This is a genomic window from Streptomyces sp. NPDC022552, assembly GCF_055561875.1.
Map to the genome: position 1 here is coordinate 20,588 of NZ_JBVHGJ010000019.1, position 17,096 is coordinate 37,683.

The window sequence follows — 17,096 nt, forward strand, 5'->3', positions numbered from 1 at the left end:
CGGGGCCTGAAGAGTGCTGTCCTCCGCTTCAGGCCCCGCGGCCATGCGCCCCCTCGGCGCGGAGTCCGCCTGCCGGTGGCTCACTCGCCGCGCAGGGCCTCCGCGATCGTCAGGCGCGCGGCGCGGCGGGCGGGGATCAGGGCGCCCAGGACGGCGAGCGTGACGCCGGCCAGTGCCGGAAGGGCGAGCGTCGGGGCGGTCCAGACGTCGAGGACGGACCTCGGGAGGGTGACGAGTGCCGCCTCGGCCACCAGCGGTACGGCCACCCGATGGGCTGCCATCCCCAGCGGAACGCCGACGAGACCGCCGACCAGACCGAGCGCCGCCATCGATGTGACCACCATGGCGATCACCTGACGCGGGGTCATGCCGATCGACTTGAGCATGCCCATGTCCCGGCGGCGCTCGCGCGTGTTGAGGACGACGGTGTTGAAGACCCCGAGCGCCGCGACCGTGCCGAGCATCAGGGACAGGGCCGTGGAGAGGCTGATGACGGCGACGGTGAAGGAGGCGGGTTCGTTGAAGATGGGGTACAGACCCGGCCCTGCCGCCTGGTCCACCGCTTTCGCGTACGTCTGCGGCGTGGTGCCGGAGTCGAGCTTGATGTGGTAGCGGTACTGGTGAGTCTGCGGCCGGTAGTTCGCGTCGAGCCGCGTCAGCGTCCGCCGGTCGAGCAGCAGGCGGTCGGGCTCGTGGTTCATGAGCGATCCGACGATGGTCACCTCGGTCCGCTTCCCTGCCAGGCCCAGGGTGAGCCGGTCGCCCACCTTCCCGCCGGTCTGGTTCAGGAACTCCGAGGCGACGACGGTCTCCCCGGCACCCTTCAGCCACCGGCCGTCGACGAGCTGCTTCCCGTACCCGAGCGCCGCGTGGTCCCCGCGCAGGAAGAATCCGTCGACGGCATCCGCCTGTCCGGCCAGTGCGAGCGAGACGATCAGGTCGGGTGTCACCTCGGCCGCGCCGGGAGCGGAGCGCAGCAGCGCCTCCATCTCGGCGTCGCTCCGGTCCTTCGCCGTCTCCTCGTCGAAGAACGGGTTCGCCGGGCGCAGGGTGAGATCGACGTCCTGGTGCGAGGCCTCCGTCACCTTGACGACGGTGTCGGCGAGGCCGCTCGCGAAGGTCACCGTGAGCACGCCGAGCACGATCGCGGACAGCGTCAGTGCCGTGCGGCCGGGGCGGGCCAGCGGCAGGCCGAGGCCGAGGCTGACCGCGCGCGGCAGCCGCGTCCGGCTCAGCCGGCGCTGGATCCGCAGCCCGCGGCCGGTCCGACGCGGTGCGCTGCCCGCGCTGATCGCCTCGCTCGCGGAGAGCCGACGGGCCCGGAGCGCCGGGACGAGCGCGGCGAGGAGCACCACGAGCGGCATCCCGGTCAGCGCGGCGAGCTCCACTCGGAGGCTGATCCCCTCGATACGCATGCCGGTGCCCTGGAAGGCGCCCGAGAGCAGCGGGCGGGCAGCGAGGTCGCCGAGGGCGGTCCCGAGCACGCAGCCGATCACGGCCGGCAGGGACACCATCAGGAGGTAGACGGCCGTGACCTGACCGGGCGTGAAGCCCAGCGCCTTGAGCACACCGATGTGCCGGAAGCCGGAGACCACGGCGCCGCTCACGACGTTCGCCACGATCAGCACGGCGACCGCGAGACCGAGGAGACCGAAGACCAGGAGGAAGGGCACGTACGCGCCGGGTCCGGAGGCCACGGCGCGCTGGATGGTGAGGTACGAGTGCGAGGCGACGAGGGAGTCGGACGGGAGCGCGGAGTCGACCGTGGCGAGCCCGGCCGCCACGTCCGCGTCCGTCGCGTGGTCGGTGAAGCGGTAGAGCATCTCGGTCATGGTGGGGCCGAGCGCGTCGATCTGGTCCGGTGAGACCCAGCCGTCGGCGCTGTTGCTCAGGCTGTGCGCGTAGCCGACGACGGTGAGGACCGGCAGGCCGGGCACCTTGATCGTGTCGCCGAGCGGCGGGCCGGGGTGCTCCGCCTCGAAGGGCAGCAGGGCGGGCGCGGGCCGCGACTCGTTGACGACGATCTCCCCGGGGGCGGTCGCCCAGCGGCCCTGCCACAGGTCGACGCGGTCCACGTCCCCGCCGGGTCCGGAGCGGCCCACCACGTTGAAGGGGCCGACGTAGCGTGGCGAGTTGCCCTCGGGGATCTGGAGGACGGCCAGCGGGTACGGGCCTGCGGACGCCTCGACGCCTGGCGTCCCGGACGCCTCGGTCAGGCGCGCTTCCGTGACCTCGGCCGCGTCGTACGCGGCGACGGCGTGCGCCCCGCGCTGCTGGGCGAAGCCCTTTTCGAAGGGCCCCGAGGCCGCTTCGAGGAGGCCGAGTGCCACCACGATGGTGGCGGTGGAGAAGAGGACGACGAGGCCGATGACGAAGGTCTGCAGCCGGCGGCGCCGGACGGCCGCGCGCGAGGCGCGCCACACCGCGCTCATGCCGTGCGCTCCGCGCTGCGTTCGCCGGCCACCCGGCCGTCGACCATGTCGACGATCCGTCCGGCGCAGCGCTCCGCCATCCGCTCGTCGTGGGTGACCATGAGCAGGGTCTGGCCGATCTGGTTGAGGTCGAGGAGCAGGTCCATGATCTGTTCGCCGGCCCGGGTGTCGACGGCTCCGGTCGGCTCGTCCGCGAGGAGCAGGGCGGGCCGGTTCATCAACGCGCGGGCGACCGCGACCCGTTGGCGTTCCCCTCCGCTGAGCACGGCCGGGTAGGCGCCTCTGCGGTCGGCCATGCCGAGTTCGTCGAGGAGTTCGAGGGCGCGGCGGCGTGCCTGCGCCGCCGGTGTGCCGGTGAGCTGCGCGGCGAGGGCGACGTTGTCGAGGGCCGGCAGGTCGTCGAGCAGATTGAAGAACTGGAAGACCATGCCGATCCGGCGTCGCCGGAACAGGGCCAGTTCCTTCTCGTTCATGCCGGTGAGGTCGTCCCCGTGGACGAGCACCCTTCCGGAGGTGGGGCGGTCGAGTCCGGCGACCATGTTCAGCAGGGTGGACTTGCCGCAGCCCGAGGGCCCCATGACGGCGACTGCCTCGCCGCTGCGGATCTCCAGCGAGACCCCGTCCAGGGCGGTCGTCCCGCCGAACTCCTTGCGTATGCCGTCGAGTCGTACGACGGTCTGGCCCGTCCGGCCGGTGGCGGTGTCTCTCTCCGTGGTCATGGCAGGAAAACTACGATCCGGGGCGGGGCGTCGCATCACTCCCCCGAGGTATCCACGCGGCCCTGTCATCCTCGGGATGTACGCGGCTGCATCCCGGTGATGATGCGGATGACCTGGCGTTCTGCGAGGGTGAACACGTGGGTGGATCGTGGGTGGGCTGGTGGGCGACAGGTGTGGTGGTGGGGCTCGGGGCCGTCGCGGCATGGCTCGCGGTGGCGCTCGTACGGTGCCGGCGGCTGCAGCGCAGGACGCTGGAGGAGCGGCGCCTGCTGCTCGAACGGGAGCGGGAGAGCGCGGCCCGGATCGCGGTGGAGGACGAACGTGCCCGGATCGCCCGCGAGTTGCACGACATCGTCAGCCACAACGTGGCGCTGATGGTGGTGCAGGCGGGGGCGGCCCGCGAGGTGCTGGCCACGCTGCCGGAGGAGGCGGCGACGGCGATCGAGGCCGTCGAGTCGGCGGGTCGGGACACGATGACCGAGCTGCGTCATCTGCTGGGGCTGCTCGCGCCCTCGCAGAGCGGCGGGGACGAGCCGTACACGGCGGACCTCGCCCCGCAGCCGGGTCTCGGCAGGCTCGGTCCGCTGGTCGACCGGATCGCCTTCGCCGGGCTGCCGGTCGAGGTACGGATCTCGGGCGAGCCGCAGTCGTTGCCGACGGGCGTGGATGTGACGGCGTACCGGATCGTGCAGGAGGCGCTGACGAACGCGCTCAGGCACGGGGACGGGGAGAAGGCGGAGGTGTCGGTGCGGTACGGGGAGCGCTATGTGCGGGTGGAGGTGCTCAACAGCGGTCCGAGCGTTCTGACCGGCAGCGCCGCGCCGAAGCTGTCGCTCCGTGACCACGCGGGGGCGGGCCGGGGGCTGATCGGGCTGCGCGAGCGGGTCGCGGTGTACGGCGGGGAGTTGGACGCCCGGCGGCGCCTGGGCGGCGGCTACCGCGTCCGGGCCCGGATCCCGGTGGACGGCGCATGACGGCCGCCGGCGCGACACTGCTCCCCGGGGCGCCTCGCGTGTTGATCGCCGACGACCAGGCTCTGATCCGTACCGGATTCCGACTGATCCTGGCATCGCGCGGCATCGAGGTCGTCGGGGAGGCCTCGGACGGGGCCGAGGCGGTGGCGGAGGCCCGGCGGTTGCGCCCGGACGTGGTCCTGATGGACATCCGAATGCCGGGTACGGACGGGCTGGAGGCCGCTCGGCGCATCCTGGCGGAGTCGCCGAGCTGCAAGGTGCTGATGCTGACGACCTTCGACCTCGATCGGTACGTGTACGCGGCGCTGGCCCTGGGCGCGAGCGGGTTTCTGCTGAAGGACGTGACGCCGGAGCATCTCGCCGCGTCCGTACGGCTGGTGGACACGGGCGACGCGCTGCTCGCACCGTCGATCACCCGTCGTCTGGTCGAGCGGTTCGCGGGCGGCGATCGCGCTCCGGACGCCGGCGCCGGGACGGCGGTCCACCGCGATCTGGCGGCGCTCACGCCCCGGGAGCGGGAGGTGCTCACGCTGCTGGGCCGGGGGCTCTCCAACACGGAACTGGCCGAGGTGCTGACGCTGAGCGAGGCGACCGTGAAGACCCATGTGGCCCGGATCTTCGCCAAGTTGGCGCTGCGCGACCGGGCGCAGGCGGTGGTGCTCGCGTACGAGACGGGTCTGGTCACACCGGGCGGCTCGACGGAGGCATGAGCGGCCGGAAGCGGCGGGGCCGGGGCCCGGGGCTCGCCCGGCCCGGGCCCGTTGCGTCGTCCCGGCCGTGTCAGCGCGGCGGCTCCGGCAGCTCCTCGCCCGTCTCCAGCAGGGACTTGAGGCTGGAGATCATGGCCGGCCAGCCCTCGCCGATCATGCCGCGCATCGTGCCGTCGGGCTCCAGGTCGTCGTGGACGACGGTGAGCTTGACCATGTCCCCGGCCGGCTCGATGTCGAAGGTCACCTTCGAGCGGCGCTCCTTCGCGAGCTGTGCGTACACCTCGTCGCCGATCCCGACCGCTTCGGCCCACGCGGGCGTGAAGGTGTGCCAGGTGTAGGAGAGACGGCGGCCGGGCTCGGCCGCGAGAACGACCTGCTCGGGGTCGCTCGTCTTCCGGCCGCCCTCGTCCCAGACCATGGCGGATCCCGCGGTCCAGGTCGTCTCGAAGGCGACACCCCAGTAGCGCCGGGTGAAGTCAGGGTCGGTCAGGGCCTGCCAGAGCTGCTCGGGCGTGGTGCGGATGTAGGTGGTGTAGACGAACGCGTTGCTGTCCATCGGGTTCTGCTCCAATGCTGACTTCAGGTCGGCGAGCGCGGTGACGCGCTCGCGGGCGTACCGGCTGATCCAGCGGTCCCCGATGGCGTGGATCGGAGCGGCGTTCAGGTAGTGCAGCTTCTCCCGCCCGCGCCGCACCGTGACCACCAGCCCCGCCGCCTCCAGGAGCGCCAGATGCTTACTGACGGACTGCCGTGCCATGTCCAGACCCGCGCAGAGTTCACGCAGGGTCTGGCCGTTGCGGGCGTTCAGGCTGTCGAGCAGCCGTCGCCGACTGGCATCGGCCAGCGCCTTGAACACCTCGTCCATCGCCCCACCTCAACATGCAGCCGTTTGACTGCATCCAGGATAGGCAGCCACTTGGCTGCATGTCAACGACCGACCGCGCCGACGGGCCGCAGGGCCGCCACCACCAGGCCTTGCACCTCCTCCGCGGAGACGCCTCCGCCTCGCACCACCCGGTCGAGCACGAGCCCGTCCACACACGCGAGCAGCGCGAGCATGCGTCCCTCGGGGTCCTCGACCCCTTGGGCGGCGAGGAAGCGGCGGACCGCGTCTCGCCCCGGGTTCTCCCTTGGAACCAGGATTTCGCGGAGTTCGGGGTCCCGCACGCTCTCGACGGTGCAGGCGTAGCGGGCGAGGGAACGGCGCCTGCCCTCCCCGGAGAGCCGCGCGGCGACGAGCGCCGCGACCGCGCCTGCCAGTTCGGCGGCGGAGCGCAGCTCGCCGACGCGCTCCCCCGGCGCCCGCGGCTCGGCCTGGTCGAGCTCGACCAGGCGCCGGACCAGTGCGGTCAGCAGGGCCGAACGGGTGCGGTGGTACGCGGACGTGACGCCGACTGGACCCCGCACACCTCCCAGAGGCCACCGCGGGGACAATCTGTTGAATAGGTGCGAAACCACCTGATCAACGGTGCTGCTAGCGTGTCCGGATGTCCCTGAAGCACGCGGTCCTCGCAGCCCTCCTGGAGGGCGAGGCGTCCGGATACGACCTGGCCAAGATCTTCGACGTGTCCGTGGCCAACTTCTGGGCCGCCACGCCGCAGCAGCTCTACCGCGAGCTCGACCGGCTCTCCGAGGCCGGTCTGATCGCCGCCCGTGTCGTGGAGCAGGAACGGCGCCCCAACAAGCGCATGTTCTCCCTCACCGACGCGGGCCGGCAGGATCTCATGGCGTACACGGCCCAGCCGCCGCGCCCGACCGCCATCCGCGACGAGCTGATGGTCCAGGTTCAGGCGTGCGACGAGGGCGACACCGAAGCGGTGCGCGGCTTCGTCCAGGAGCGGATGGAGTGGGCGCGGGGCAAACTCGCCCGCTGGGAGCGGCTGCGGGAGTGGATGCTCGCCGGCCGTGACGAGGCCACGTACCTGCGCGAGGCCGAGCGGATCGGGCCGTATCTCACGCTGATGCGCGGCCGGTATCTCGAAGAGGAGAACCTGCGCTGGGGCGAGCAGGTGCTGGCGATCCTGGACCGGCGGCTCGCGGCCCGCCAGCGGGCCTGAGGCGGGGCGGCCCACCGGTGACGCGCGTTCCTACCCTGCGGTAGCGTCACCCGTCGACGACCGGACGGGCCGGTCGGAGACAAGGGGTGGGCCGGATGAACGTCGGTGACATCGTCGAGGACTTCACTCTTCCGGACGAGACGGGGAAGCCCCGATCGCTGGTCGATCTCGTCGCGGACGGGCCCATCGTCCTCTTCTTCTACCCGGCGGCCATGACCGCCGGGTGCACGGCCGAGGCCTGCCACTTCCGTGACCTGGCCGCCGAGTTCCGGGCGGCGGGAGCGCGCCCCGTCGGCATCAGCGCCGATGCCGTCGAGCGACAGCAGGAGTTCGCCGACCGCCACTCGCTCGGCTATCCGCTGCTCTCGGATCCGGAGGGCTCGATCCGCGACCGGTTCGGGGTGAAGCGGGGCTTCTCGCTCGCACCGACCAAGCGGGTCACGTTCGTCATAGACGAGAACCGGCGGATCCTCGAGGTGGTCCGCAGTGAGCTGCGGATGAGCGCGCACGCGGACCGCGCCCTGGCAGCGCTGAGGGCGCGCACGGCCTGATCGTGGATCCGATATCCGATATCCACGCTCCATGATCCAGACGCCTCGACATGCGAGCCGACAGGGGGTGGGCGACACTCGCTCTTACGCGCGGCCGACTGCGGCCGCCGCCGGAACGGAGCGCAGGAATGGACGACTACCCCCTCCTCAACGTCTTCTGGACCATGCTCTGGTTCTTCCTCTGGATCATGTGGCTGTTCCTGTTGTTCAAGGTCATCACCGACATCTTCCGGGACCATGAGCTGAACGGCTGGGCCAAGGCCGGCTGGCTGATCTTCTGCATCCTCCTCCCCTACCTCGGCGTGCTGATCTACGTGATCGCGCGCGGCAAGGGCATGAGCCGCCGGGACGTGAAGCAGGCCAAGGAGAACGAGGCCGCCTTCCAGCAGTACATCCGCAAGGCCGCGGGTACGGGCGGCGAAGGCACGGGCAGCAGCGTGGACGAACTCGCCCGGCTGGTGGAGCTCAAGGACAAGGGCGCCATCACGAACGAGGAGTTCGAGAGGGCGAAGGCCAAGGTCCTGTCCTGAGGAACGGCGCCGCCGACACAGCGGCTCCCGTTCCCTCCGGCTCGCTGCTGCGGGAGGTATGGGCCGAGCCGGGCCGACTGCCGGAGCTGCTGGCGATGTTCGCCCTGCGGCACATGGGCCCGTCGGCCGGCCGTGCCGTGGAGCGGCTGCGCCTGGAGCGTCCGGAGGCGACTCCCGCCGAACTCCGGGCCCTGGTCGCGGCGCGTACCCGGCGGGCAGTGACCGCCGAAGGGGCGTTCGTGGGCGGGCCGTTCATCGTGCTGATCCCCGTCGCGTTCTGCGGCGCGCTGCTGATCCAGGCGCGGTCGATCCTCGAACTGGCAGGCTTGGACGGTCGGGACACCACCGTCCGCGAACGCGCCGCCGAACTTCTGGTCCTGCAGGGGGTGTACGCGGACACGGCGGCCGCCGAGGCCGGCCTGCGCGCCCGGCCTGCACCCGCCGACGACACGCGGCCCCGCCCGGGCCGGATCGCCTCACTCTGGAACCTGACGATGCGGATGGCCCGCCTCCTCGGCATCCTCACACCGGACGACGGCGGTCGGGGCAGGCTCGCCCGGCTCGGCCAGTGGGCGCTCCTGGGCCTGGTGTTCCTGACCGGTCTCGTGGCGCCGCTGGTGTGGTTGCCGTACATGGGTGTCTCGTACCACCGCGCCACCACCCGACTGATGGATCGGGCCACCGTCTTCTACTTCGGCACCCGTGACCCGCGTCCACCCCGCACCGGCCGTCTCCAGCCGGAGATGGTGGCGTCCGCGCTGCGGGCGCTGGCGTCGATCGTCGTCCCGGTGGTGGCTGCGGCCCTGGTCCTCCTCACGGACCATGAGCTCGGCGGCGGCCGGTGGCCGCTGCTCGCCCTCGTCCTGGTGGCCGCTCCCGTGGTGGTGGGTGGCATGTGGCTCTGGAGCCACCACTCGAAGCGCCGCTCCCACTGACCCCCTTAATCAGCCTCCGACATACCTATTTGATACGGTCCCGGTGTGCGGTTGACGAAATTCACCGACCTGGCGCTGCGTGCCGTGATGCGTCTGGCGGTCCCGGGAACACCCGGCCAGGAGCCCGCGGTCACCACGCGCGAGGTGGCCGAGGTGATGGCCGTGCCCTACGCCCATATGGCGAAGGTCGTGACACGGCTCCAGCACCTCGGCGTCGTCGAGGCGCGGCGCGGACGCGGCGGCGGCCTCGTCCTGACCGAGACCGGGCGACGCGCCTCGGTGGGGTGGCTGGTCCGGACACTGGAGGGCGAGGAAGAGGTCGTCGACTGCGAGGGCGAGACCCCCTGCCCGCTGCGTGCGGCCTGCCGGCTGCGCGGCGCGCTGCGCCAGGCGCAGGAGGCGTTCTACGCGACACTCGATCCGCTGACCGTGGCGGACCTGGTCGAGTCACCCACGGGCCCGGTACTCGTGTCGCTGGGCATCCGGCACGGCGCCTGAGAACCCCCCTCACTCCCTCCAAGAGGCTTCACCCCCATCCCCCACTACCACTCCCCTCACGATTTTAAATACGTAGATCATCTACCAGATTATGAGCCCCGATGCTGTCCGAGCAGGCCACCCCCGTCGTCCGCGCCACCCTCCCCGCCGTCGGAGCCGCGCTCGACGAGATCACCGAGCGTTTCTACGCCGGGATGTTCGCGGCCCGGCCCGAGCTGCTGCGCGACCTCTTCAACCGCGGCAACCAGGCCAACGGCGATCAGCGGCGCGCCCTGGCCGGCTCGATCGCCGCCTTCGCCGGGGCGCTCCTGGCGAGCCCGGACACCCGTCCGGACGTCACGCTCTCCCGTATCGCCCACAAGCACGCCTCACTGGGCGTCACGTCCGACCAGTACAAGGTCGTCCACGAGCACCTCTTCGCCGCGATCGTCGATGTGCTCGGCGAGGCCGTCACACCGGAGGTCGCCCAGGCCTGGGACGAGGTCTACTGGCTGATGGCCAACGCCCTCATCGCACTGGAGGCCCGGCTCTACGCGGAGGAGGGGGTCGCGGAGGGCGATGTCCGCCGGCCGATGGAGATCGTCGAACGGCACCAGGAGACGGCCGACACGGCCTGCTTCGCACTGCGCCACACCGACGGACGTCCGACGGGGCCGTTCCGGCCGGGGCAGTACGTGAGCGTGCGCGTGGATCTGCCCGACGGTGCCCGGCAGATCCGCCAGTACAGCCTCTCCGCCGCGCCGGGCCGCCCTCAGTGGCGGATCACGGTGAAGCGGGTGACCGGCGACCCCGCAGGCGAGGTGTCGACCTGGCTGCACGAGCACGCGTGCGTGGGCGACACCGTCGAGGTGTCCGCGCCGTTCGGAGACCTCGTCCTGCCCGAGGGCGAGGGTCCACTGCTCCTCGCCTCCGCGGGAATCGGCAGCACCCCGATGCTGGCCATGCTCGACCACCTCGCCACCAGCGACTCGCGCCGCTCGGTCACCGTCGTGCACGCCGACCGCTCCCCCGCGGACCACGCGCACCGCGAGGAGCTGCGCCGACTGGTCGGCGCACTGCCGAACGGCACCCTGCACCTCTGGTACGAACAGCCTGGGACTGCGGACGCGCGCCTGGGACGCGCGGACGTGAGCACGCTCGACCTGCCCGCGGGCGTGACGGCGTACCTCTGCGGCCCGCTGCCATTCATGCGTCAGGTACGCGGAGACCTCCTGGCGGGCGGCGTCGCCGCCTCGGCCGTCCATTACGAGGTCTTCGGCCCGGACCTGTGGCTCGGCGCCGAGAACTGACCGCCCCGCACCGGGAAGGTGCGGGAGCGGGTCACGGAGGAAGGACGGCTCAGCAGCTCATCGCCCAGGTGTGGGAGTCGCCTCGGTCGTTGGCGACGCCGTTGTAGCCGACCTCCTGTCCGGGGGTCAGGCAGATCGTCATCGCGCCGCCCTGATGAGCGCTTTCGTAGACCCGGACGTGGTCCTTGATGCCCGGTCCCGAGATGCCGTGGTTGGCCCAGGAGGAGTCGGTGTCGGCGATCCAGCTCTCCCACCAGCCGTCGTCGCCGCTCCAGTTGGCGCGCTGGCCGCCGAAGTTGGCTTCCTGCCAGGTGCAGAACTCGCCACTCGGACAGTCCGCCGCCTGGGCGGGTGCGGTCAGGGCGAGTCCGCCGGTGAGAGCGAGCAGGGCGGCGGCAGTGGTGAGGATGCGCTTCATGAAGCGTTGTTGCCTTCCTGTGCGGTGAGGGGTGCGGACAGCTCGGCTGCCCGCCGCAGTGCGCGGGTGCGCAGCTGCTGGTAGGTGGTGAGCTGGTCGGCGCGCAGGACGCGCACTGTCGCCAGCTCGGCGGGTTCCAGCCGCGCCCGCACGTCGGCCAGTCCGCTCTCCGTGTCGCAGCGGGTGACGACCGCGGGGTCGGGGCGTTCGGCGGGCGGATGGCCGGAGGGGGTCGCGCAGCGGTTCCAGCGGGCGAGGGCGGCCCGGTGGGCGGGGTCGTCCTTCATCCGGTTCTGGGCCTCGGCGCGCAGGTTGTCGACGGTCACCTGCGCACGGAACCAGCGCCTCTGGTCTCCGTACAGGGTCTGCCGGGCGGAGGCGAGGCAGCCGTCGGTGTGGGCGGTGACCGTGTGACCGGTGGCCAGGGTGAGTGACAGTTCGCGGGGGCCGGTACCGAAGAGCGCCCCCTGGAGGCGCCGGTCCTCCTCGGGGGTGTCCGGCCGCCGGGCGAGAGTGAGTCCCCGGGCGTCGAGACAGCGGTCGACGAGGGTGCGCTCCACGGTCCTGAGCAGCTCGGCCTGCGCCTGCGGCGTCGGCGGGACGGCCGGACGGGATTCGGTCGTGACGCATCCCGCTAGCAGGAGCCCGGCAGCGAGGGTGCCGACGGCGCGGCGGATGTGCGCGGTCGCGTTCGGCATGGCGGCCCCCTCGTGACGTCCCTGGCCAGCAGGCCGGTGACGGGTCAGTCACAGCCCGTGACGATCACTGCCCGGCCACGGAAAGGGCATGCGAGGAGTCACTCGAAGGGGTTGAACGCGCCGGAGTGCGCGCCGCTCACGTCCGGCCCGCACCTGCGAAACGGTCACGAGCACGGCCCGGGGAACGACAAAGCCCCGGTTGGACGGGGGATTCCAACCGGGGCCGATTGCCGCGACAACGAAGAGCGGTCACCACAAGGGGGGGACCTGGGGACCGGGCCCCTTCGCCGTCACACATTGATGAACGATAAACCTTCAAGACGAGTTCTGCGGCGCCCAGGCTGTCCGATGTGAGACACCTCACCCCGTTTTAACCGCTCGTGCGTCTCACATCACGGACGGTAGACGGCCCCCGGTTCGGCCTTGCCGGGCGCGAGGAGCTGCGGAACCGTCACGAAGGTGAAGCCCCGCTCCTTGAGCTCGTCGATGATGCCCGGCACGGCGGGGACGGTCCCGTCGTAGATGTCGTGCAGCAGGATGATCCCGTCGCCCTGCGCTCCTTCGAGCACCCGCTTCCGTATGAGCTCCGAATCGGTCGTGGAGTAGTCCTTGGCCGTGACGCTCCACAGGATCTGCGCCAGGCCGAGGTCGCGGCTCACCTCGGAGACCGTGTCGTCGGTCCGCCCCTGCGGGGGCCGCATGAGGGTGGGGCGACTGCCGGTGATCTTCTCTATGGCGTCCTGGGTGCGGGACAGCTCGTCCCGCACCTCGTCGGCCTCCAGATCGGTCAGGATGCGGTGGGTCCACGTGTGGTTCGCGACCTCGTGCCCCTCGTCCGCGATGCGCTTGACCACCTCGGGGTAGCGGTCGACGTGCTTCTTGCCGAGCAGGAAGAACGTGGCGGGGACCTTCTTCTCCTTGAGCACGTCGAGGAGGTGAGGCGTGTCCTTGCCGGGGCCCGCGTCGAAGGTCAGGGCTATGCACTTCGTCCGGGCACAGTCGACCGGCGCTGCCGAACCGGCAGCCCCCTGCGCACCCCGCTTGTCGTCCGAACCGGCGGCCTTGCCCCTGGCGTCGGCCGGGGTGACCGGGTCGACCCCGCAGCCGGTGAGCGCGAGCATGAGAGAGGCCGCCGCCAGAAGGGCGACGGCCGATCCCCGGCGCTTCCCCGTATCGGTTCGGAACATGCTGCAACCCGCTTTCCCCGTAGATGGCTTCGAATGGCGACGCGCGCCTGGTCAGGGGCGCCGCGTCGTGACGTACGAAGCACTCTACATACGGTGTATACACGCGATGCATAGGGGGGTCGGGGCAGACGTGAGCCCCGGGCGGCGCCCGTCCGCTCCGCCCGGGGTGTTCAGTGGGCCGGCGAGGCCGGCCGGGTCAGCGGGATGCGAGCAGCATCCGGGCCTCGGTCTCCTGGTCGCCCGAGACGGACTGCAGCGACTGCACGTCGAAGGTGGCGGCGAGGGTCTTCTCCACCTCGTCGACCGCCTGGTACCCACCGGTCAGAAGCGCGCCGACCATCCCGGTGAGAGGTACGGGGCGGGCCTCCTCCCGACGCCCGCCGGCGGTGTCGAACGTCGCCATCCAGACGGTGGGGGCGGGCGCGGTGGCCGCCTTCGGGCCGGGCGCGCTCATGTCCTCGAGCCTGTAGACATGATCGAGGACATCGAAGACCGCCTTGGCGTCCTCCCGGTCGCAATCGCTCAGCTGCACGGTGACATCCGTGTCGATGTGCGTGTCGTACACGTCGCTCATCTCCTCGCTGCCAGGCGTTCCTGTCGTCCTGCCACGCTTCCAGCATCCCTCGCGCCGGAGCGTCCCGCGACGTTCCCGTGCACCCTGGGCGGGTGCGGCCGCCCCCTGGCTCGGGCGACGCGGGATTGAAGCGGCTCCCTGCGGTTACCCGCGAAGAAGGGGACGACAACAGGAGGTTCCGTGTCCACTCGACCAGTCCAGGAACAGACGGACGCCGGTGATCTCACCCGTGGGCGCAACGAGACGCCGGAGGAGCGCGCGGACCGGCGCTGGGGGGAGTTGATGCAGGAGATCAGGGTCGCCCAGACGGGCGTGCAGATCCTGTTCGGCTTCCTGCTCACCGTCGTCTTCGCCCCGCGGTTCTCCGACCTGTCGGACACCGACCGGACCATCTACGTGGTCACGGTCTCGCTGGGCGCGGCGGCGACGGGTGCGCTGATAGGGCCGGTGTCCTTCCACCGCATCGTGGCAGGCCGACGGATCAAGCCCCAGACGGTGGCCTGGGCTTCACGGCTGACGTTCCTCGGGCTTGTGCTGCTGCTCGCGACGCTGACCTCGGCGCTGCTGCTCGTCCTGCGGGTGGCGACGGACGACGACTACGTGCCGTGGCTGGTCACGGGTCTCGTCGCCTGGTACCTGCTGTGTTGGTACGCGCTGCCGCTCTGGGTCCGGAACCGCTACACCAGCGGAGACTGAGCGAGCCCCCACGGTCATGCTCCGGCGACGACCCGCTCGACGGTGTCCGCCTCGGAGGCCGGCTTGTCCGGCCGGTGCCGCACGACGCGGGCGAAGCGCAACGTGACCCCGGCGGGGTAACGGGTGGAGCGCTGGATGCCGTCGTACGCGATCTCGACGACGAGCTCGGGCCGTACGCGTACGGTGAAGCCGTCGTCGTCCACCGCGAGTTCGCCGAGCTTCTCGGTCTGCCAGCGCAGCATCGCGTCGGTGAGGCCCTTGAACGTCTTGCCGAGCATCACGAAGGTGCCGTCGGTGGCCCTGGCGCCCAGGTGGAGGTTGGAGAGCAGCCCGGTCCGGCGACCGTGGCCCCATTCGGCGGCGAGGACGACGAGGTCGAGCGTGTGCACCGGTTTGACCTTGAGCCAGGTGCGACCGCGCCGGCCGGCCACATAGGGCGCGTCCAGTGCTTTGACCAGTGCTCCTTCGTGCCCCCGGGACAGGGTGTCGGTGAAGAACCGCTCCGCCGCCTCCACCTGTTCGGGCGCGCCGGGGTCGTCGACGACGAAGCGGCGGACCCGCCGGTGCTCGGGAAGCAGGCGGACCAGGGCGGCGTGGCGCTCCTGGCCCGGCCGGTCGATGAGGACCTCTCCGTCAGCGGCGAGCACGTCGAAGAAGACGGGTGACAGGGGCAGCGTCGCGCTGGCGGTGGCGACGTCGACCCGGGAGCCGACCCGGGATGCGATGTCCTGGAAGGCCAGCGGCCGACGGGTTGCGGGGTCGAGGGCGATGACCTCACCGTCCAGGATGAACGGGTCGGCGGCCGTCTCCCGGGCGACGGCGACGACTTCGGGCAGCCGGCCGGTGATGTCGTCCAGCGAGCGGGTGAACACCCTGACCTCGTCGCCGCGGCGATGGACCTGGATACGGATGCCGTCGAGCTTCTCCTCGACGGCGCACCGCCCGAGACCCGCGATGGCCTCGGTGACCGAACCGGCCGTGTGGGCGAGCATCGGCTGAACGGGGACGCCCACCCTCAGCGCGAAGCTGTCGAGGGCGGCGGGCCCGTCGGCGAGCACGGCCTGGGCGACACGGAGCAGCGAACCTTCCAGCATCACGGCCCGGCGGAGTTCCGCCGAGGGCACGGTGGCGGCCCGCGCGACCCCTTCGAGGGCGATGGCGTCGAGGGCTCCCTGCCGTACCTCCCCGGAGAGCAACCGGATCAGGAACTCCTGCTCCTCCACGGTGGCGGCGGCCATCAGCCGGTGGACGAGGCGGGCCCGCTCGGTCTGCGACCCGGCACCGGAGACGGCGGCGAGCTCGGTCATCGCGGCATCGGTGCTGGCGAGGGTGAGGGTGGGGTGCTCCGCCGGCGGAACGGCGGGCGGGATCGCGTTCTTGAGCACGCTCCAGCCGACGCCGATACGCCCCTGCGGGAGCCTGCCGGAGAGATAGGCGATCACGAGCGGGCTCTCCTCGGGCACGGCCTCCGAGAACAGCTCGGCCAGGACCGCGATCTTCCGCGAACGGGCGGAGGTGGCGGCGACCTGCTGGGACGCGTCGGCGAGTCGTGCCAGAAGCATGCGCCCATCCTCCCTCGGCGAGGCCGGGAGCCGCACGTCGGACGCGGCACGGGAGGGGTGGGGGCGTGCCCTCGGGGGCCACCATGCGCACTGTCCGGAACAGTTGGAGAACCTACGTCCTGGGGGTCGCGGCCATCACCGCGCTCTTTCGGCCACGGCCCGCGAGTCCGGCGGCACGGACAACGGCAAGAGCCCGATCACTCCCGACGGCGGCGGCAGGGCCACCGCCGCGGCCTGCAACGACAACGACCTCTCGATCACCACGTCGTTCTGGCGCCAGGACTCGGGGCAGAACGTCCTCATCACGGCCCGCAACATCAGCGGGAAGGCCTGCACCCTCTACCACTACCCGTACGTCGGCTTCGGCGCCGAGATCGAGGGGCCGATCGACGTGATGGGGTCCGGGCACCGGCCGATCGCCGCCATCGGGCCGAAGGAGAAGGCGTACGCGGGCGTGTTCCTCTTCCGAGGCAGCGGGAGGACGGTCGGTGGAGGCGCTGTCCATCGGCTACCAGGACCGCCGACGCGCCGGCCGCGGCGAGGACCGCCGCGATGCCCATGATCATGCCGACGGGGGTGCTGCTGCCGGTGTCGGCGAGGTCGCCCTCGGGGTCCTTCGTCGCCGGCGGCGTGCTGTGGTCGCCGCCTCCGGGCGTGGAGGGATCGGGTGCCGGGGTCGTCGGCTGCCCGCTGGGCTTGCCGGGGTCCGTCGGCGTGGGTGTCGGCGTGGGATCGCTGCCGCCGCCGTCCCGTTCACCCGAGGAGCCGAGGAAGACCTCTTCGGAACCGCGGTGCGTGGTCTCGGTCTGCAGGGAGGTCTTCGTGGTCCTGTCCAGGTCACGGTGCTGGACGTTGAACTGCGTCCGTGTGATGTTGCGCTTGGGGGACTTGGAGAAGTCGACCCCTCCCATGGACAGGATCCAGACCTTGCCGTCGTAGACCCGCTCGAACTTGTAGTCGCCGTTCTTGAACGAGTGGACGTACTTGTCGTAGACGGTCTTCTTGTCCCAGTCCTTGTTCTCGCCCCGGAGCGGCCACCGCTTGACGTCGTTGCTGTTGATGACCGTGCGGAAGTCCGTGGGCTGGGCGGCATCGGCGCGGCGGACGTGCTCGGCGGCGACGCGGGAGCGGTAGACGTAGCGCAGGTCGGCGTAGCCGGCCTCCTCGTTCACGCGGCGCTCCACCTCCGGCAGGATCTCGCTGCGGATGAGCGCTTCGGCCTGCTTGGACTGCGCCTCGGTGATGCTGCAGGTGTTCGGCGGCTTG

Annotated in this window: 19 protein-coding genes; 10 read left to right on the top strand and 9 right to left on the bottom strand. The window is 71.4% G+C overall.

Translation table 11 applies throughout. The annotated features are described in order from the left end of the window. Nucleotides 1-80: 80 nt before the first annotated feature. Both ACZ3OF_RS33105 and ACZ3OF_RS33110 read right to left on the bottom strand, forming a co-directional pair. A complete protein-coding gene (locus ACZ3OF_RS33105; RefSeq protein WP_467308508.1) occupies nt 81-2,432 on the bottom strand; it encodes an FtsX-like permease family protein in 2,352 nt (783 codons plus the stop codon). Beyond that, a complete protein-coding gene (locus ACZ3OF_RS33110; RefSeq protein WP_467308510.1) occupies nt 2,429-3,151 on the bottom strand; it encodes an ABC transporter ATP-binding protein in 723 nt (240 codons plus the stop codon). The genes ACZ3OF_RS33105 and ACZ3OF_RS33110 overlap by 4 nt, the downstream gene beginning before the upstream one ends. Before the next feature lie 137 nt (nt 3,152-3,288). On the opposite strand from ACZ3OF_RS33110, the gene ACZ3OF_RS33115 reads away from it, so the two are divergent. Together ACZ3OF_RS33115 and ACZ3OF_RS33120 are read left to right on the top strand one after the other, a co-directional pair. Then, entirely contained in the window at nt 3,289-4,125 is an 837-nt protein-coding gene (locus ACZ3OF_RS33115) for a sensor histidine kinase (protein WP_361681514.1), read from the top strand. Continuing rightward, the gene (locus ACZ3OF_RS33120; RefSeq protein ID WP_361681512.1) at nt 4,122-4,835 is read left to right on the top strand and encodes a response regulator transcription factor; all 714 of its coding nucleotides are present in this window, start codon (nt 4,122-4,124) and stop codon (nt 4,833-4,835) included. Before ACZ3OF_RS33115 ends, ACZ3OF_RS33120 begins: the two co-directional genes overlap by 4 nt. A 70-nt stretch (nt 4,836-4,905) precedes the next feature. Here the strand turns inward: ACZ3OF_RS33120 and ACZ3OF_RS33125 are convergent, their stop codons facing one another. Together ACZ3OF_RS33125 and ACZ3OF_RS33130 are read right to left on the bottom strand one after the other, a co-directional pair. Beyond that, a complete protein-coding gene (locus tag ACZ3OF_RS33125) occupies nt 4,906-5,700 on the bottom strand; it encodes an ArsR/SmtB family transcription factor (RefSeq protein WP_361681509.1) in 795 nt (264 codons plus the stop codon). A gap of 62 nt (nt 5,701-5,762) precedes the next feature. Beyond that, nucleotides 5,763-6,242 carry a TetR/AcrR family transcriptional regulator gene (locus ACZ3OF_RS33130; protein ID WP_467308513.1) on the bottom strand — a complete coding sequence of 160 codons (480 nt, stop codon included), beginning with the start codon at nt 6,240-6,242 and terminating at the stop codon, nt 5,763-5,765. Nucleotides 6,243-6,322: 80 nt separating this feature from the next. Here ACZ3OF_RS33130 and ACZ3OF_RS33135 point away from each other — a divergent pair, with 80 nt between their 5' ends. The 6 genes from ACZ3OF_RS33135 to ACZ3OF_RS33160 all read left to right on the top strand — a co-directional run bounded on the left by ACZ3OF_RS33135 (nt 6,323) and on the right by ACZ3OF_RS33160 (nt 10,695). Continuing rightward, entirely contained in the window at nt 6,323-6,892 is a 570-nt protein-coding gene (locus tag ACZ3OF_RS33135) for a PadR family transcriptional regulator (protein ID WP_361608916.1), read from the top strand. A 95-nt stretch (nt 6,893-6,987) separates the two neighbouring features. Then, complete coding sequence (locus ACZ3OF_RS33140) at nt 6,988-7,443, top strand: peroxiredoxin (RefSeq protein WP_467308516.1); 456 nt, start codon at nt 6,988-6,990, stop codon at nt 7,441-7,443. A 128-nt stretch (nt 7,444-7,571) separates the two neighbouring features. Then, complete coding sequence (locus ACZ3OF_RS33145) at nt 7,572-7,973, top strand: SHOCT domain-containing protein (RefSeq protein ID WP_361681500.1); 402 nt, start codon at nt 7,572-7,574, stop codon at nt 7,971-7,973. Nucleotides 7,974-8,068: 95 nt separating this feature from the next. Next, entirely contained in the window at nt 8,069-8,908 is an 840-nt protein-coding gene (locus ACZ3OF_RS33150) for a hypothetical protein (RefSeq protein ID WP_361681497.1), read from the top strand. Between the two features lie 45 nt (nt 8,909-8,953). Further along, nucleotides 8,954-9,406, top strand: coding sequence for an RrF2 family transcriptional regulator (locus ACZ3OF_RS33155; RefSeq protein ID WP_467308518.1), 453 nt, complete (start codon nt 8,954-8,956; stop codon nt 9,404-9,406). 101 nt (nt 9,407-9,507) lie between these two features. Beyond that, nucleotides 9,508-10,695 carry a globin domain-containing protein gene (locus ACZ3OF_RS33160; protein WP_467308520.1) on the top strand — a complete coding sequence of 396 codons (1,188 nt, stop codon included), beginning with the start codon at nt 9,508-9,510 and terminating at the stop codon, nt 10,693-10,695. Between the two features lie 49 nt (nt 10,696-10,744). Here the strand turns inward: ACZ3OF_RS33160 and ACZ3OF_RS33165 are convergent, their stop codons facing one another. From ACZ3OF_RS33165 to ACZ3OF_RS33180, 4 genes are all read right to left on the bottom strand, one after another. Then, the gene (locus ACZ3OF_RS33165; RefSeq protein WP_361681488.1) at nt 10,745-11,113 is read right to left on the bottom strand and encodes a peptidase inhibitor family I36 protein; all 369 of its coding nucleotides are present in this window, start codon (nt 11,111-11,113) and stop codon (nt 10,745-10,747) included. Next, nucleotides 11,110-11,811 (bottom strand): hypothetical protein, encoded by a 702-nt coding sequence (locus ACZ3OF_RS33170; protein WP_361681485.1) that lies wholly within the window; start codon nt 11,809-11,811, stop codon nt 11,110-11,112. The genes ACZ3OF_RS33165 and ACZ3OF_RS33170 overlap by 4 nt, the downstream gene beginning before the upstream one ends. A 392-nt stretch (nt 11,812-12,203) precedes the next feature. Next, on the bottom strand, nt 12,204-12,998 hold the full coding sequence (locus ACZ3OF_RS33175) for a polysaccharide deacetylase family protein (protein WP_361681482.1): 795 nt from the start codon (nt 12,996-12,998) through the stop codon (nt 12,204-12,206). Nucleotides 12,999-13,194: 196 nt separating this feature from the next. Beyond that, nucleotides 13,195-13,572, bottom strand: a complete 378-nt coding sequence (locus tag ACZ3OF_RS33180) for a hypothetical protein (RefSeq protein ID WP_361681479.1) — start codon at nt 13,570-13,572, stop codon at nt 13,195-13,197. Nucleotides 13,573-13,752: 180 nt separating this feature from the next. Between ACZ3OF_RS33180 and ACZ3OF_RS33185 the strand changes: the two genes are divergently transcribed. Next, complete coding sequence (locus ACZ3OF_RS33185; protein WP_361681477.1) at nt 13,753-14,268, top strand: DUF6328 family protein; 516 nt, start codon at nt 13,753-13,755, stop codon at nt 14,266-14,268. Between the two features lie 14 nt (nt 14,269-14,282). On the opposite strand, the gene ACZ3OF_RS33190 is transcribed toward ACZ3OF_RS33185, so the two are convergent. After that, nucleotides 14,283-15,830 carry an ATP-dependent DNA ligase gene (locus tag ACZ3OF_RS33190; protein WP_467308524.1) on the bottom strand — a complete coding sequence of 516 codons (1,548 nt, stop codon included), beginning with the start codon at nt 15,828-15,830 and terminating at the stop codon, nt 14,283-14,285. On the opposite strand from ACZ3OF_RS33190, the gene ACZ3OF_RS33195 reads away from it, so the two are divergent. Further along, complete coding sequence (locus ACZ3OF_RS33195; RefSeq protein WP_467308526.1) at nt 15,829-16,392, top strand: DUF4232 domain-containing protein; 564 nt, start codon at nt 15,829-15,831, stop codon at nt 16,390-16,392. The two genes, ACZ3OF_RS33190 and ACZ3OF_RS33195, sit on opposite strands and share 2 nt — an antisense overlap. The last annotated feature ends 704 nt before the right edge of the window (nt 16,393-17,096 follow it).

Coding starts and splice junctions, on each gene's coding strand:
- ACZ3OF_RS33180 (WP_361681479.1), bottom strand. CDS start 13,572: ATGAGCGACGTGTACGACACGCACATCGACACGGATGTCACCGTGCAG.
- ACZ3OF_RS33175 (WP_361681482.1), bottom strand. CDS start 12,998: ATGTTCCGAACCGATACGGGGAAGCGCCGGGGATCGGCCGTCGCCCTT.
- ACZ3OF_RS33165 (WP_361681488.1), bottom strand. CDS start 11,113: ATGAAGCGCATCCTCACCACTGCCGCCGCCCTGCTCGCTCTCACCGGC.
- ACZ3OF_RS33150 (WP_361681497.1), top strand. CDS start 8,069: ATGTTCGCCCTGCGGCACATGGGCCCGTCGGCCGGCCGTGCCGTGGAG.
- ACZ3OF_RS33120 (WP_361681512.1), top strand. CDS start 4,122: ATGACGGCCGCCGGCGCGACACTGCTCCCCGGGGCGCCTCGCGTGTTG.
- ACZ3OF_RS33135 (WP_361608916.1), top strand. CDS start 6,323: ATGTCCCTGAAGCACGCGGTCCTCGCAGCCCTCCTGGAGGGCGAGGCG.
- ACZ3OF_RS33195 (WP_467308526.1), top strand. CDS start 15,829: ATGCGCCCATCCTCCCTCGGCGAGGCCGGGAGCCGCACGTCGGACGCG.
- ACZ3OF_RS33170 (WP_361681485.1), bottom strand. CDS start 11,811: ATGCCGAACGCGACCGCGCACATCCGCCGCGCCGTCGGCACCCTCGCT.
- ACZ3OF_RS33160 (WP_467308520.1), top strand. CDS start 9,508: ATGCTGTCCGAGCAGGCCACCCCCGTCGTCCGCGCCACCCTCCCCGCC.
- ACZ3OF_RS33140 (WP_467308516.1), top strand. CDS start 6,988: ATGAACGTCGGTGACATCGTCGAGGACTTCACTCTTCCGGACGAGACG.
- ACZ3OF_RS33145 (WP_361681500.1), top strand. CDS start 7,572: ATGGACGACTACCCCCTCCTCAACGTCTTCTGGACCATGCTCTGGTTC.
- ACZ3OF_RS33190 (WP_467308524.1), bottom strand. CDS start 15,830: ATGCTTCTGGCACGACTCGCCGACGCGTCCCAGCAGGTCGCCGCCACC.
- ACZ3OF_RS33125 (WP_361681509.1), bottom strand. CDS start 5,700: ATGGACGAGGTGTTCAAGGCGCTGGCCGATGCCAGTCGGCGACGGCTG.
- ACZ3OF_RS33105 (WP_467308508.1), bottom strand. CDS start 2,432: ATGAGCGCGGTGTGGCGCGCCTCGCGCGCGGCCGTCCGGCGCCGCCGG.
- ACZ3OF_RS33110 (WP_467308510.1), bottom strand. CDS start 3,151: ATGACCACGGAGAGAGACACCGCCACCGGCCGGACGGGCCAGACCGTC.